Below are 14,576 nucleotides of genomic sequence, written 5' to 3' on the forward strand. Positions count from 1 at the left end.
GGTACAGGATTGACGCCGTGAGTGTCAAATCACTTCGTTCTCGACGAGGTCTCCGACAGCACGAGAGAGGTGGCTCTCGCTGTGGTCGAGCTTCATCGCGAGTTCGGAGATGTTGTCGACGCATTTGATGGTAGCGAGGAGCTCAAGTTTGATGTGCCGGAACACGGTGTAAGGTTCAAGTAGTGTTACAGACAGAGGGTGGAGAATCCACACCACCGTCTTAACCAACAAAACTATGGATTGGCGTCCCGTGTTGGTTAACACGAGAACAGCCGATGTCCTACGAGTCACCGACCCCACCGGCGAACCTCCCGACGGAAGTCGTCAACACGCTCAACAAGTCCACTCCGGAACGCCTCCGCGATGTTGCCACGTACGCCGAAAAGCTAGCCGAACACAAGGAACGCGAGGCTCGTCTCGAGGAAGAGTCAGACAACGCCGACGTTGAGGAGCGACCTAATGACTTCCCGGACGACATCCCAGCGAAGGCAACGATCACGACTAAGGAAATCAACGATAATCGCTACTATTACTGGCAATGGAGGGAGGGGGACAAAGTCAAGTCCAAGTATAAGGGGCCAGTCAACCCCGGCGAGTAGGGAGGATAGCTGGCGTGGTTTCGGAGGAACTGTTCCCGTGTGCGAAGTGAATTGGCCGAGGGTCGTCAAGTCAGCACCCTCCGTGTGCGAAATGAATTCGTTCTCATCGTCGAGACCCCGTGTGAGAGATGAATCGAATAAGAGATTGAGGAGACTAACACCCCGTGTGCGAAGTGAAATCTTGCGCACCCTTGTCAGACATTTCTAATAAGATTGACTGCTCTTCCATCGATGCCACACCCCGTGTGCGAAATGAATCCGTCGCCGCCGTCAAGGGTTCTTCTAATTAGTCACCCTCGAAGAAATCGTCTATCTGCGCGTTGACAACAGACCGGATCAAGTCCTCGTCGTGTTCTACCTCTTCGAGTCGGATGTCGGCTTGAAGCGTCTCAGCGACCACTTCTGGATCATCAACGAAGGTATATTCCTTATGGACGCCACTCCCGTAACCACGCCCTCGTTTCGCCGACGTAACGAAGTTGTAGGTTTCGGCCTCACTCATGTACCGTAGATAGGAGTCTCGTGACTTCTCGTCGGCATCTAGCAGATCAGTGAGATACTGATATACACGGTATGCAACCGTGCTGGGAACAGCGTTCAAATTGCGCTTGGAGTGGACAGGAACGATCGCGGTCGCGTAAAGTGAGAGCTTCTTTTGCGTCGATAGCCCTTGCATCTGGGTTAGCGTTCGGTCGCGTTCGGCTTCTTTCTGGGCGTCGCGAACGTGCTCTTCACGAATAATATCTTCACCGGCTCGATCCGCGATCTCACCGGCTTTCCTGAATAGATCAATTGCCTTTCGAGCATCGCCGTGATCCTGGGCAGCGAATGCGGCACTAAGCGGAATAATACCGTCCTCTAGAACATCGTCTTGGTATGCGTCACGACGGCGCTCGAGAATCGACTGCAATTGGTTCGCATCATAATCCGGGAAAACGACATCCTGAGGATTGAACGAGCTCTCGGCTCGTCCGTCGAGATCCTCCATAAACCGGGGATCGTTCGTGAGAGCAGCAACAGACACGTGCCCCTCAATCCGTCCGAGCTGTGAAGCTCGAGAGAGCTGATAGAGGAGCTTCGAATAGGCCGGCTCGTCGTTTGGGTCTCGCTGCCGGCCTACTAAAAGATCAACCTCGTCCAAAATGATAATAACTGAGTCGAAGTTGTTGCTCAGTATCTCGTAGAACCGATTGAGTTTCTGGTCCGTCGAGATACCACTTTGAGGAATGCCGACGTCGACACCGGCTTCGTCAGCTGCATTCTTCGCTAAGCGATAGACAGCGCGGTCGTGCGATTTGATCGTCTGGCAGTTGATCTTGATAACACCGAATCGGTCTCTCTGGGAGGTCGCGAGTTCGAGAACCTGCTGACAGACCGCGTTGATAATGAGCGATTTTCCGGTTCCCGACGGCCCGTAAAGGAGCATGTTGGGAGGTCGGTTCCCCTGCAGTGCTGGTCGAAGATAGGTAATGATATCGTCCAACTGGTCATCACGACCTACGATCCGGTCCTCGTCAATGACGGCATCTGGGTCGAGAAGCCCCTTATCTCGAAAAACAGAATTCTGAACGCCCTCTTGAAGACGGCCTTTGATAGATTGAGAGAGGGATTGTTGATCGTCGCCGTCAGCCATGTATGCGTAGTGAGACTGAAACTATAAATAAATATGGGTGCCGTGTGCGTGGTTAAATTCGCCGAATTCAGCCGATAGAAGACGTTTAGCGAAGGGGAGCCGGTGCAGTAGAACAACCGCGGGCGAAATCAATTGGTTGAACCGACCCCCCGTGTGCGATATGAAATTCCGGATAGATCAGGGAACGGCCTTGGATGACGAGTCCAGGGAGAGCAATGAAGATACCCTCCGTGTGCAAGATGAAACGCTAAACGTGATATCGATCTGGATGGTGCTGATGATATCCCTCGACAATCTCGAGTGGGATAAGATCTCGGCGGTGAGTTACCCCCACACCCCGTGTGCGAAATGAATTTAATGAGAGGGAAGGTAGGAACGAGACAGGAGAGGAACCCGTAATTGGGCTAGAGAAGCCATGAGAAGGCATAGAAACAAGAAAGTATCCCAACTCACGAAAGAAACAAACCACAAAAGAGTACGGTCGTATCGAGAAACGGATCTTCCGTTTCGATCGACTCTAGTTCTAGTGCGGGTTTGATTAACAGAGTAACCACATAAAGATTTCCCTGCTACATACCCTACTCTATTTTCGTCTTCTCGAGCCTTCTCTCCCATAAAATCGCATATTCTGGCTGTTTCATGGTCCCTTCCCTTGATTGCTCATGCCCGTTGTCTTCCCGATTTCATTTCGCACACGGGGTGTGGGGGTTCGTCTTCGCAAGGGCCGTAATTAACCAACATACTATCTCCAAACGACCATTGTGTTGGTTAACATAACTCCGCATTCGGGAATGTCGCCAATTCCGGCCCCCGCGTCTCCGCGAGTTCCCGACAAATCCTGAACCGAGCCTACCCTGAACGGCGACAGCAGAACGACGGATCGTACGACTCGATCTCCTCGTGGGCCGACGCAACCCGCTCTTGCGAGGTCTTCTCGTCGTTGACGACCATGTACTTGATCTCCAATTCTGGATGGACAGCGAGATCCTGATCGTGAGTTCGCTTCAGCGCCGCCACGTTCTGCGTGTTCTGGCTGTAGACTTCGAGTAGGAGATGCGATTCCGTTCGATGAGTTGCTTGACTGGCACCGTTCCAGCGTGTAGCCGGTCGATAGCGTCCTAGAGACAGTCGAGCATTGATTCCGGCGACCGAGTCACATTGAACTGTTTGAGACACGACTGCTGGCCTTCCTCGCTGAACGGTGGTGTCCTCCCTCGTGATTTCACGGAGACGGAGTTCATATTCGATCGACTCGAGACAGCATTCGAATCAGATACGGCGTTCGCTCACTCTGTCTCCCGCTTCAGCAAAGGTGACCTCGAGGACGTCGACGAGACCGATCTCCTCTGGCAGGATCCCATCCCCGATTGCGATCACGTCTGGAAGGAGTTCAAAGTACTGCGCTCGCTGTCGACCGCACGTACAGTCACAAACGAACGCAGTATCTATACGACAACATGGGCTTCTTGGGCACTCTCGAGCGCCCAGACGTTCCGAAGGTGTCTGATACCGAATCCCCCTGAACGTACGAACACGCAGTTGTCGGCCACCGTGGAGACAACTGGCGCGTAACACGGCTACGAAGGGGATCCTCACGGGATCTCTGACTGCGACTACGGGGAACACGATTGTCTTCTAACTTGTCTGTGTTGGGTCCGCTATCTAGGGCAACCATCTAGACCGTTATTATTTTATATTCCTAGCTCGTCTGTCCTAGTAGTTCCTAGCGACAGGTGGCTAGGGCAGAGGAAGCCTCTAGACGGTCAGCCCGTTTATGCTAATCTGCTCCGGCTTTTCCACAGCGTAATTGTCTCGAGAGACTTCTCTGTGCAGTTGAGATCTTAATTTGTACTCTAACCCCCTATTCGGGGGACCCCGTCAGGGGTAATTGATCGTGATGTGCCTGTTCCTACAGGGCTGTTAACCCGATGACCGCGAACAGGGTGGCTACTTCTCGTGTGAGCCGAACAACCTGCGTCGCGACGCGGAGACGTCGTTCGACGACCTCCAACCGGTCTGCTTCACGCTCGGCTCGATTCCGTGGCTTTTCCATTTTCGACTCCGCCGAGCGCGTCATCACGATCGTTCCTAGCGACGGTGACTAACGCCCGGCAATGTCCTGTTCGGATAGGTACTTTAAAAAGAATTGTTCTCAGAAATGGTGGACCGCGTCGGAACGCCAATGTCTGAAGATGTTCGTTGGTGGTTCTTATCTTTGAGATTATCTTCAAGATCAGTAGCATCGACGGCGTCAATATATGCTCTGAGAAGAAACCGTAAAATCACAAATTCTGGCTGTTTCATGGTCCGTTTCTCCGATTACCCTTTTCATTGTCTTCCCTTCGATGTCGACGACGACACTGGGCGGTTGAAACATGAAGTTGAGGCCGAAGCCGTCGCGTACGTCATCGGCCGGTACTGCGGGCTCGACACCAGTGGGTCGGCATCCCCTACCTGTTCATGTGGGAGTCGGACGATCCGGCAGTCGCTCGCGACCGTCTCGACCGAATCAATCCAACGGTAGATCCAGATTGGCCCGCTCGAATGCCTCGGTCTCGCCCACCTTGCGCTCCAGCAGCGAGGCGAGGTTGTCATTCGCGGTGGCGAACATGATCTGTCGGTCGCCCCGGACCGCGAGTTCGATCACGAGATTAAAGAACGACAGCGTATTGAGCTCGTCCAGGTGCGCGAACGGCTCGTCTAGCAGCATCAGTGGCGGCGCGGAGTCGTGTGCCAGGTTGTTCGTGACGAAAATCGCCAGCACGAGCGCCGTCCGCTGGCCGGAACTCATCTCATCGATCCCCGCCACTTCCCCGTTTTTCCGTCGGATGACCTGTAGTTCCTCGTTGTCGCCGGTGAGTTCGACACGCTTGAACTCGTAGGGCCGCTGGAATGCTTTGAATAGTGTCGTGACGATATCGGTATACTCCTCAAGCACCTCGTCAAGACTCTCTTCGACACCCGCGAACGTCTCCCTGAGATGATCGCGCGTCTCTTCCAGTCGTTCAATACTATCTTTCAGATGGTCGATCTCGTCCGTCCTTGTGTCGATTTCATCCGACAACTCCGTGGCTGGCTTCGACACGGCCGCGTCCGCTGCCTCTTCGACTGTGAACTCGAGCATCCGACGGTCGGACTCGACCGCGGGGCTGGCATCGAGCAGTTCTTCCGGCCACTGATCTTCGAGTACATCGAGTCCCCGCCGAACGGCCGACAGTCGGTCCTCGCAGTTGTCGATCTGTCGCCGTACCTCTGTGTTGGGATCGAAGTCGCGTATCTCCGAGGTCTGCTCTGCGATGTCAGCCTCGATCTTTTCTATCATCGTTGACAGCACTGCATCGGTCGAACGTTTGTGGACAGTCTGGTTCTGTGCGAGCCTGGCGACCGCCTCCACCGTCTCGGGAGTCGCCTCGGGGGACAGAACCTCCTCCCTGCCGTCCACGACGAGACCGAACAGGTGTGGAACATCGTCGAGGCTACACAGGTGATCGCTGTACCGACGGATGTCGTCATCGATAGCCGCTAGGTCGGCACCCTCGACGATCTCCAGCGCCTGCTCGACATTCTCCAGCGACTCGGTGAGACTCTCTGGAACACCGCCCGCGTTGTGTGTGTGCTCGGGCTCCTTGCGTGTCCGGATGTCCTCGGCAGACTGTTCGACGTAACAGGCTGGGCAGTGTTGAACGTCGTCGTCATCGGTGATCTCGAGGTACTCCTCCGTGTCGGCACGGATCTGTTCACGGAGTTCTTGCCGACGTTCCTCCAGATCACCGAGTTCCGCCAGTCGGTTGCGGGTCTCCTCCAAGTCCTCGCGCCGTTCGCGCAGTGCCGTCTCGACGGTCGTATACCACGACTCGGCGGACTGTCCCGACACAATCTCGTCGACTTTGAAATCCGCCTCCTCGATTCCCCGGACGAGTCGACGTGCGTCCTCGCGGCCGGTCCCGTTGGCGACGAAGAGGAGTCCAGTGAAGAACGTTGAGAACGGTAGATCTGTAATCGTCTCGGACTTGACGTGTTTCGCAACCTCGACGACCCGGCGGCGCTCGTCTTTCAGCTCCCGAACATCCTTGAGGTCCTTCCTTCTCTGCTTGAGAAGGTCCACTTCGTCGTCAAGTTCCGACCGCAGGTCGCGGGCGGTCTCCCAGGTCAAGTCGGACATCGTGGCGTCGAGTGCCGTCTCAAGCCGTTCGAACCGTCCCATCCAGTCTCGCCATCGTGATATTTGTTCACGTGGCGTCTCTTCGTCTTTCCGTTGTCCCCCGTCTGTCCGTTTTTCTCCGCCTCCTGAATCGTCGTTCTCGATGAGCGCAGACGCTGCCGGCGAAAGGTCACGTCGGGCACTCCCTAGCGTTGAGAGAGCCTCTTTCACCTCGTCTCGTCTGTCTTGGAGCTTCTCTCGTTCCAATTCAATCTCCTCAATCTCCTCTTCTGTATCGTCGATTTTCCCATCGAGTAGGTTCAGAAGTTCGTCCTTCTCTTTCGTAGCGTATGCGAGGTCTTCGCCGTAGAGGAAGTTCCTGAATACTCGCTCGGTCTCCAAGTCGGTCGACGGCTCGAGCAGTCGCGTCGTCTCGCCGGCCTCGTGATAATTGACGCGGTAGAACTCGACACATCGCCTCGCCGGCCCCTGTGGTCGGAACCCGAACCAGTCAGCGATCCTGTCGTTGACCGAACCCGAGTCCGTAGGCAGCGGTTCGTCGTCACCCTCCATCGTGACACTCAACTCGTCGTAGGTGTCGACACGGTCGTCGTCACGCCGGGTCTGGCCGACCAGACCCATCGTGATTCCGTCGAGGAGACTCGTCTTTCCGCTCCCGTTACGGCCGTACAGGAGGGTGAACTGCGCTGCGTCCAGTCGCCGTCTGGACGCGTCCTCTCTGAAGTCTCCCAGTTCGACAGTGTCGACAGTCGGCGGGCGGTCGTCGGTCGTCGGTGACGACGACTGGGGGTGAGCGCCACCGCCATCATCCACGTCAATCTCCAGCAGTTGTTCGAACTTCCGATTACGGTTGGTTCCCTGATCAAACAGGAACCCCAGACCGTTGTCGGTTACCCGCTGGACGAGCGCATCGCGCCCGAACTCGGCGTTCACCTCCGACAGCGACTCAAGGCTGTGCTTCAGCGGGCGGAGGAATTCCTCCAGCGACTCACGGGGTACACACCGTCGGATGGCAAACTTTGTTTCGCTCTCAAGCTTGCGGCAAATCTCATCGTCTGGCTTCTCGCCGCTCTCGTAGGCCCAGAACAGCTGGATGTTCCACTGGTTCGGCGTGTCGTCGTCGTAGAACTCCAATTCGAGCTGTCGGGTGTCCGTCTCCAGTAGCGCCTCCCAGTCATGGTCGCCACCCGCCAGCAGTCGGACGAACAGTACCTCGTCATCGAAGCCCTGTTCTCGACTCCGTTCGATCCGGTACAGCGAGTCGGCGCTCTCCGACGGGTTAATCTCGGTCACCTCACCGATCGCTTCCAGCAGCGCGGGGATATCGGTCATCGGTCCACCTCGACGAGTTCGACCGGCGAACTGCTCGCAGTTACGTCTTCAGGCTGAAATTTACCGTTCGTCACGTCCTCCAGTCCATCGATCCGCCTCAGTCCTGTGTTGTCGGGCGATACCATCAAGACAAGCGGTTTGAAGCTCCTGTCATCCTGGCAGTCCCACAACTTGGCGATCTCGGCAAGACGTTTCCGACGTGTTCCCGGCGTTGGATCGTCAAGTCGCGAAAGCGAAATATCAACGCCGTTCTCACCGCCGTCCGTCGCGTTGATCGGAATATCCAGCGGTCCACATCGGTCTGCGGGATCAATGGAACGACCGTACCTCCTGGTGGCCGCGTCGAAAGTCCCAAGGAGTCGTCTCGTGTTCCTTGCCACTCCGTTGCCGCGCCGATGTCCGTGGACCGCGAACGAGTGGCCCACTTCCTCATGCCCGTTCGCTCGGAGGTTCTTGAGTGCCGCCAGCGGTACGTCCCACCTATCCTCGAGACTGTCTACTTCGTCTATCTCGAGTCGCCAGAGTGTGGCCGCCGCGATGAGTTCTGCGTCGCGTGGCAGATCGGGCAGTCGTCTCTGCCGTTCTGCCTGTTTGCAGTCAGAACACGTCTGGCAGTCACAGTCGTCACAAACCTCACACCCACACTCATTAATCTCCTCCGGCTGTTCGTCGTATGCCGATCCGTTCCAGGTCCGTGTATTCAGGATATGGGGCTCCGGCCGGAGTCCCTGTGCCGGAGCGGAGCCGTTCCCCTCGCGTCGCACACGCAGTCTACTCACCCCGTCGTCGACCAGTGTCCAGACGTACTCGGCGCGGTTGGACGGGCTCACGCCCTGTAGACCCCTGTTGTTGTATGTCGTGTTGTAGTTCTCGAGTGACGACCACTCTCGCGCCTTCGTGTACACGCCTGAGTACCCCCACTGTGCGTCGTCGCCGGCTGCGCCTGGGACGGTGCCCCAGTTGGCACAGACGTACGTTACGTCGTTCCTGTTATTGAAGATACGTGAGCGAAAGTCGGTCCACTCCGAGTGGAACGGCTTCGGGTTACACTGTGGGTGAACGATGACGTTCCCTCTCTGCGCGTAGGTGGCTACTTGATCTCGAAGGTCTTCATTCAGTAGGTCTGAACAAGTCCAGACGACGATTCCGGTTCCGCTTAACGGCCCGAAGTGGTGTATCCGGTCGCCCATTGCGAGGTTGTCGGCCTCGTTCGGGTTCGCCCCCTCGCTCATCGGGTGGGTCTTGTACTGGATTACAACTGTTGGCTTGTCGATGTTGTCAAGTGCGTCCGCTCGCAGCGGGACGATTGTCGGGGTAACGAACTCCTTGTTTTGCTCGTCAGGCACGTCCTCCCCGATCACGCGGAAGTCTTCGCGGAGGTTCGCAACGGTCTCTCGCATCGTCTCGATTTCCATCGGGCGACAGCTGAGGACGAACAACGGGCTCTCGTCGGCGAACAGTTCGTCGTGATCGCACACCCACTCGACCTTGTAGCTCCACTCGGGGGCAACCGCGAGGTCGGAATCGCCCGCCAGACTCAGGAACGACTCCGCCCTCTGTCTCGCCTTTCTCGGTCTGGGCAGCGACTGAATGTCTTCGATAACTGTCCCAGGCTGCCACAGCACGATGTCTTTCTCGCGGCTGTCCTCGAAAATAGAGTAGGCACTTCTCTCAAATCCCCCGGCAATCATGTTGACCGAGCGAATATTCTCGCCGTCCGGCATCTGATGAAGGATTTAGAATAGGCGTACTTAAACTGTCCTAACAACGGTTGCCCGATTGTCGTCTCCTGCCAGTACCTATCGACGACGGCTTCCGAGCGCTGCCTCTCACCTCACGCCGCCGCGATTACCGCCATGCAGTCCCGGATCGTCTTGTCTAAGAGATAGTTTTCACGAATCGGTGTCGTCTCTGGAACAGTATTCTATGACAGACGTCTGTTACAGATTATCGTTACAGACATATGATACAGATTGTTGTTACAGAACTGTGTTATTGGTACTTCTCTCAGACTGCTGATTGAGATAAAACGCAGTACTGTAGCGTTACAGATGTCTGTTACAGACGTCTGTTACAGATCATTGTTACAGACTCCTGTAACGAGTGTCTGAAACAGATTTATGTAATAGATGACTGTACGGTCTGTATATGATAACTGTAGTCGTGTACTCCGAATCGGGCGGCACCTTCAAAACCACCACAACTGCGAATCTCGCAGTCAGTCTCGTCCGGATGGGGCTAGACGTCTGCGTTATCGATCTCGACCCACAGGAGGGCAACCTGACGAGCCTGTTCGATGTCGGGGAACACCGCAGTGATCCGGAGGCTGATAACCTCGTCAAGCATATTCTCGAGATGCCGGACGGTGATTTCGAGGACCTCGTCGAAACGTCGGACGAAGGCGTCGACGTGATCCCGAGCCACGACATGCTCGGTGACTTCACATCGAATCTCGAGCAGAAGATCGCCTACGAAACGGGCATGAAGAACATGAGCAAAGAGGAGTTCCCGCGGTTTGAACTCCTCTATGATCTCCTCTGGAACGAGCAGGAACTGCATGAGGACTACGATGCCGTCCTCATCGACCCGAACGCTCGAGCGGAGGACCTGCTGTACAACTCGATCTACGCCATGCGGACGCTGGTTGCGCCGGTCAAACCAGCCGGCAAAGGGAATCTGAGTCTCGACGGCCTCGACGAACTCGTCGGTAACATGGAGCGCAAGCTGGACATCGAGGTCGGTCTCTCCTGTGTCGTTCCCTCCGGTGTCGGCCAAACGAACGCCCACCAGCAGTATTCCAAGCAGTTCAAGAACACCGACGAGTTCGCGACGCCGATTGCAATCCCCGATCGGGAGAGTTTGATGGATACGATGTGGGAAGCGCGGGGTTCGGCGTACAAGGTCCTCGAAGAGCGCTGGAAAACCTTCGAAGAAGACGGCGAAATGGTCAGCAGTCCCGGTGAACGAAGCGTCCGTGACCGTGAACTCGAGACACTCCGAGATATACACGAACTCGGCGTGTTCGTCGCAACGGATACGTTCGACGCTCAAATTGATCCCGAACTCGTCCTCGATATTCAGGGCCGCGGAGAGGAACGCTTCGATTTCCGAGACGTCGTTGAAACCGAGGTGGCGACCCAATGAAAGACGGATCTGGGAATCTCGATTTCGGTGACAGTGATAGCAGTGAGGAGGAGTCAACCAAGTCCGAACCGCCAGTCGGGACCCCCGATGACAGCCAGCCGGATCGTGGCCGATCGAGATCGTCGTCAACTCGGTCGGAACCGATATCCGACCAGCCCGGCACATCGTCGACGTCGACTAACGAGTCAGAGCAGGACGAGCACAAGTACCCGTATTTCGTCCGTCGGAGCAAGGTCCTCGACGAGCGAGATGAACGGATCGAAGCCCATCTTCGGGAAGTGGTCACGGACCAGGAGTCGGACTTCCGGAGTGAGCTCGCAGATGAACTTGAGACGAACGGTGACATTTCGAAATCGGACGCACGCGAGTTCGCGCTCCTGTATGCGTTCGAGAACCCGGAGGGCGTCGCGGAGTTGATGCGGGAGGAAGGTTTTGGCGAACTCGAGTAACGACCGCCGTTCTCTTTTAGCCGGATCACGCCAACCTATCAGAATTAGATAACGGTTCTCGGAAACCGGGGCCGATCGGTCTGGGCCGGACTCTACGTACGGGCGCGCGTGGATAATTAGCAGCACACCCCCGGGGGGTCAACCGGGGACAATAATTATGGACCTTCCAGACCTGTAGACTGTGTCGTTTGCCCGGACGATCGGGAAAAACGACATCATATCAGATTCAAAACAATGTACGAACTCATCGAATTCGCGTCGACGTATCCCGCCCTCGCGATGGTTGCTGTACTCGCTTCGATCCTGGTCTACGCGAAGGCCAAGGACACTGTGTACGGGCAACCCCGTGATGGTGGCAACTTCGACAAGTACCGAACGACTCGCGTCAAGGAAACGTACAGATACGCGTCGTACACGATCGCACTCGGCGTGCTGGTGTGGCTGTTCCAGAGCTCGCAGTTCCTCTCGTAGAAGGACAGCCGCACTCTCACCCGTTTTTACGGGAGTGCCACTGCCATAGCTTCCAAATCAACAATTGTGCAACGACGCTCCCGAAGCCAATACTAAATCCGTGTATCAATCCTTCCATACTGCCGAACCGATCCCTACCGATCTTAAGGGTGGCGGCGGCCCGTAGACAGTCGCTCGAACGCCTTTCGCACCGCCTGAGGCGGGCCGAGAACAGCCGAAATCGCTTAGTCAAACTTAGTGGTCATCGAGGGAACGCGACTATCGATGCTGAGGGACTGAGAACGCACCAACTCCGCGTTTTGTAGTGGACTGCAAAATTTGGTCGTGTACATCGACTACTATTGGCCACGAACACGCTCCCAGACCGCTCGAATCCGCTCGTCCATGACGCCTTTCGGATGCTCATCGTTATACAAGCCGGTATCCCAGAAGCAATCCGCCCGGTCGGCCTCGTGATAGCGCCACTCGCCAGTATGGGTCATGGTGAGCACGTACTCCCAACCGAAGTCAGTGACCAGGAGTCGGCGTTGCGGAGCGATCTGGCGGACGAGCTGGAGGCTGGCGAAGTATCGAAAACGGATGCTCGAGAGTTTGCGCTGAAGTACGCCTTCGAGAATCCCGGGGGCGTCGCCGAGTTGATGCGCGAGGAAGGCTACGGACTCACGGACTAATCGCGACGATCCCTAGAACAGCTTTTTAGTTTGTCCCGTTGACGTAAATGTATGGTACAAATTGATATGTATCGACAGGTAGTGATGATGTTTTGGAGCCTACTGGAAGGGTGCTTCTATACTACAATGTTTTTTACGCAATAATGGTCGTTATAAATGCGCTCTGTAGGCCGTTCGGGATTGAACCCTTCGATTTGGGATTGTTAAGAGAAATTGGTCAAAAATTCATGGACAAAATAACGGCCCCTGTAAGTAGGAAAATCGCTACTCCTAATTCGGCGACTCGGATTGACCGTGTTCTCCATGCAATGGTCGTTGCAGCCATTACGATCAGCTTCACCACGCTATTCCAACTTATCACGATCCCTGCTGCCGCGGGTGCTTCAATTGCGTCTGCCCATCTTCTTGGCAGCACATTTAGTGTGACAAACGTTTCTCTCCATCTCGTCGCAATTTCGATGCTACTCGCGTTAGGACTTTTCACCCACATTAACGGCCAAGTTCAGGAAGGAATGCGATACGCGTAATCGACTATCTGATTATTCGTACTCGCCGGCTAGATTCCGCTGGCCGCCCTCGCGCTGTGCTCGTTCGTCTCTGGCTTCGGTAACGTTCTCCTCGGTGTAGGTCTTGAACCCGTCATACTCGGCTTTCCGGTCGGTCCCGATCGTCGGCTCGGTCGTGGTCGTCGGCTGTTGGGATTTGCTCATCGTTGGCTTCCTCCGATTCCGGCGGGTTCGTACCCTTGAGTCGCTAGAATCCTATGTATTAAATATGTGAATTATACGGATAAGTGTTATCCCGACAACCGGCGGCTCGCAGTGGCGAGACGGAAGAAAACGAGCGAATCGCATCTATTATAGATGGTCACAAAAACCTAGATTTAATAACGCGGGCCGAATCGCGCAGATAATGCCGTTCAGAAAGACACTGGGCGTGTTCACATTCGCTTTCGTTGCATCGACATTGATGCTCGAATGGAGTGGCTTCACAGACGCAATTGGTGTGTCGGTAACGGAGGCACTGTTCGCGATTTAAGCAGAGATTGCAGTTCCGATCCTGTTGTTCGTCGGTGTAATGGCAGTCTGGAACCCGTAAACCTCTCAGTCACCGCAACGGGCCCGAAATGCTATCTGTCCGCTTGTGAACGGCCTACATGGCCGGGTGGACGGGCCGGCCGACCACAGGGAATCCAGGGACAGCCCACTCATGGAGTTGCCTCCTACCCGTCCGTTTGCGGCCTCGAAAAGCTACTCCGCGCTATTCCTCGTCGTCGTCGCTCTCGTCCCGATCGGGATGGCGAGACGTGCGACCGGCCGGCGTGTCCGGCCAGTCCTCGCGTTGGTACTCGCCGGCGTGTTCGGAATTGACGTGCCCGAGGAGCGCCGTCGCGTCGGCTTCGAACGAGCAGTCGTCAGGGGATGGACAAGGGGTAGGTCATTGATCGGCTGTAGGGCTGTGGGCGTGATAGGTCGTGTGGCTCGGGTGGAGTGGTCATGATTAGCCGATACCGAAAAGATAGTCTTTCGACTGCTGTCTGACTGTAGTGTAGCAATCAGCTAGACCGACACTGAAAACCGTTTCTTCCCTCTATTTCACTTCCGCTGCGGTGACGGTAGTTTAAATAGCAAACGGTGGCTATGACTGAATAGTCTATGAGCGGAAACAAAGCAGCGGGACATCAGGAAAAAGAGGTAGCCTGTAATCTGGAGGGAATGCAGTAGATGCCGATCCCTGAATCGAAATTCGAAGACTGGAAAGGAACGGGTGCTGACAAGGGCTCGAAGGAGGCGAGCGATAAACTCGAGAGCATCTTGCGATTGAATCGGTCACCTGCAGAGCAAAGCGAAGGTGAATACGAAATCCTTAGGCAGGGATCCTACAAGAACGACACCTACACCTACGGCAGCAGTGATGTCGATATTATTGCCAAGCTCACATCGGCTTGGTCTCGCGACCTCTCCGATCTTAAGGATGAAGATCGAGAGGGCACCGTCTAGTTAGCGCGGTTTGAGAAGTGAGCAGGTCGTAGAGTTGGTTTGGAATGATGCTCGCAGACCTGCTCAGCGAGAGCTACGCGGCGGAATTTGATGAATGTTGGGAGCGTGAGCGGAC

Annotated in this window: 10 protein-coding genes and 4 pseudogenes; 8 read left to right on the forward strand and 6 right to left on the reverse strand. The window is 55.6% G+C overall.

Features of this window, described 5'->3' with window-relative positions; genetic code table 11:
* Window positions 1–27: 27 nt before the first annotated feature.
* Window positions 28–165 (reverse strand): annotated as a pseudogene (locus tag NDI89_RS23955) (transcriptional regulator TrmB); the annotation flags it as partial.
* A gap of 110 nt (window positions 166–275) precedes the next feature.
* Between NDI89_RS23955 and NDI89_RS20585 the strand changes: the two are divergent.
* Window positions 276–599 carry a DUF6788 family protein gene (locus NDI89_RS20585; protein ID WP_277524451.1) on the forward strand — a complete coding sequence of 108 codons (324 nt, stop codon included), beginning with the start codon at window positions 276–278 and terminating at the stop codon, window positions 597–599.
* Window positions 600–885: 286 nt separating this feature from the next.
* On the opposite strand, the gene NDI89_RS20590 is transcribed toward NDI89_RS20585, so the two are convergent.
* The gene (locus NDI89_RS20590) at window positions 886–2,232 is read right to left on the reverse strand and encodes an orc1/cdc6 family replication initiation protein (RefSeq protein ID WP_277524453.1); all 1,347 of its coding nucleotides are present in this window, start codon (window positions 2,230–2,232) and stop codon (window positions 886–888) included.
* A 768-nt stretch (window positions 2,233–3,000) separates the two neighbouring features.
* A pseudogene (locus NDI89_RS23985) lies at window positions 3,001–3,458 on the reverse strand (type B DNA-directed DNA polymerase); the annotation flags it as partial.
* Between the two features lie 1,109 nt (window positions 3,459–4,567).
* Here NDI89_RS23985 and NDI89_RS20595 point away from each other — a divergent pair.
* Window positions 4,568–4,845 (forward strand): annotated as a pseudogene (locus NDI89_RS20595) (hypothetical protein); the annotation flags it as partial.
* Here the strand turns inward: NDI89_RS20595 and NDI89_RS20600 are convergent.
* Both NDI89_RS20600 and NDI89_RS20605 read right to left on the reverse strand, forming a co-directional pair.
* A complete protein-coding gene (locus NDI89_RS20600) occupies window positions 4,742–7,726 on the reverse strand; it encodes a hypothetical protein (RefSeq protein ID WP_277524456.1) in 2,985 nt (994 codons plus the stop codon). The pseudogene NDI89_RS20595 and the gene NDI89_RS20600 sit on opposite strands and share 104 nt — an antisense overlap.
* Entirely contained in the window at window positions 7,723–9,450 is a 1,728-nt protein-coding gene (locus NDI89_RS20605) for a hypothetical protein (RefSeq protein WP_277524457.1), read from the reverse strand. Before NDI89_RS20605 ends, NDI89_RS20600 begins: the two co-directional genes overlap by 4 nt.
* Before the next feature lie 424 nt (window positions 9,451–9,874).
* Here NDI89_RS20605 and NDI89_RS20610 point away from each other — a divergent pair, with 424 nt between their 5' ends.
* The 4 genes from NDI89_RS20610 to NDI89_RS20625 all read left to right on the forward strand — a co-directional run bounded on the left by NDI89_RS20610 (window position 9,875) and on the right by NDI89_RS20625 (window position 12,461).
* A complete protein-coding gene (locus NDI89_RS20610) occupies window positions 9,875–10,870 on the forward strand; it encodes a ParA family protein (protein WP_277524458.1) in 996 nt (331 codons plus the stop codon).
* Window positions 10,867–11,319: a DUF7970 domain-containing protein gene (locus NDI89_RS20615; protein ID WP_277524459.1), complete on the forward strand. Its 453-nt coding sequence runs from the start codon at window positions 10,867–10,869 to the stop codon at window positions 11,317–11,319. The genes NDI89_RS20610 and NDI89_RS20615 overlap by 4 nt, the downstream gene beginning before the upstream one ends.
* A gap of 234 nt (window positions 11,320–11,553) precedes the next feature.
* Window positions 11,554–11,790, forward strand: a complete 237-nt coding sequence (locus tag NDI89_RS20620) for a hypothetical protein (protein ID WP_277524460.1) — start codon at window positions 11,554–11,556, stop codon at window positions 11,788–11,790.
* Between the two features lie 341 nt (window positions 11,791–12,131).
* Window positions 12,132–12,461, forward strand: coding sequence for a DUF7970 domain-containing protein (locus tag NDI89_RS20625; protein WP_277524461.1), 330 nt, complete (start codon window positions 12,132–12,134; stop codon window positions 12,459–12,461).
* 539 nt (window positions 12,462–13,000) lie between these two features.
* On the opposite strand, the gene NDI89_RS20630 is transcribed toward NDI89_RS20625, so the two are convergent.
* Complete coding sequence (locus NDI89_RS20630; RefSeq protein WP_277524462.1) at window positions 13,001–13,171, reverse strand: hypothetical protein; 171 nt, start codon at window positions 13,169–13,171, stop codon at window positions 13,001–13,003.
* A gap of 1,014 nt (window positions 13,172–14,185) precedes the next feature.
* Here NDI89_RS20630 and NDI89_RS20635 point away from each other — a divergent pair.
* Together NDI89_RS20635 and NDI89_RS20640 are read left to right on the forward strand one after the other, a co-directional pair.
* Window positions 14,186–14,461: a nucleotidyltransferase family protein gene (locus NDI89_RS20635; RefSeq protein ID WP_277524463.1), complete on the forward strand. Its 276-nt coding sequence runs from the start codon at window positions 14,186–14,188 to the stop codon at window positions 14,459–14,461.
* 47 nt (window positions 14,462–14,508) lie between these two features.
* Window positions 14,509–14,576 (forward strand): annotated as a pseudogene (locus tag NDI89_RS20640) (IS6 family transposase); the annotation flags it as partial.

The organism is Natrinema salsiterrestre (assembly GCF_029502005.1).
Classification (GTDB): Archaea; Halobacteriota; Halobacteria; order Halobacteriales; family Natrialbaceae; genus Natrinema; species Natrinema salsiterrestre.

Bases quoted from the DNA above. Each gene is read 5' to 3' on its own strand.
- NDI89_RS20585 (WP_277524451.1), top strand. From the start codon at position 276: ATGTCCTACGAGTCACCGACCCCACCGGCGAACCTCCCGACGGAAGTC.
- NDI89_RS20590 (WP_277524453.1), bottom strand. From the start codon at position 2,232: ATGGCTGACGGCGACGATCAACAATCCCTCTCTCAATCTATCAAAGGC.
- NDI89_RS20600 (WP_277524456.1), bottom strand. From the start codon at position 7,726: ATGACCGATATCCCCGCGCTGCTGGAAGCGATCGGTGAGGTGACCGAG.
- NDI89_RS20605 (WP_277524457.1), bottom strand. From the start codon at position 9,450: ATGCCGGACGGCGAGAATATTCGCTCGGTCAACATGATTGCCGGGGGA.
- NDI89_RS20610 (WP_277524458.1), top strand. From the start codon at position 9,875: ATGATAACTGTAGTCGTGTACTCCGAATCGGGCGGCACCTTCAAAACC.
- NDI89_RS20615 (WP_277524459.1), top strand. From the start codon at position 10,867: ATGAAAGACGGATCTGGGAATCTCGATTTCGGTGACAGTGATAGCAGT.
- NDI89_RS20620 (WP_277524460.1), top strand. From the start codon at position 11,554: ATGTACGAACTCATCGAATTCGCGTCGACGTATCCCGCCCTCGCGATG.
- NDI89_RS20630 (WP_277524462.1), bottom strand. From the start codon at position 13,171: ATGAGCAAATCCCAACAGCCGACGACCACGACCGAGCCGACGATCGGG.
- NDI89_RS20635 (WP_277524463.1), top strand. From the start codon at position 14,186: ATGCCGATCCCTGAATCGAAATTCGAAGACTGGAAAGGAACGGGTGCT.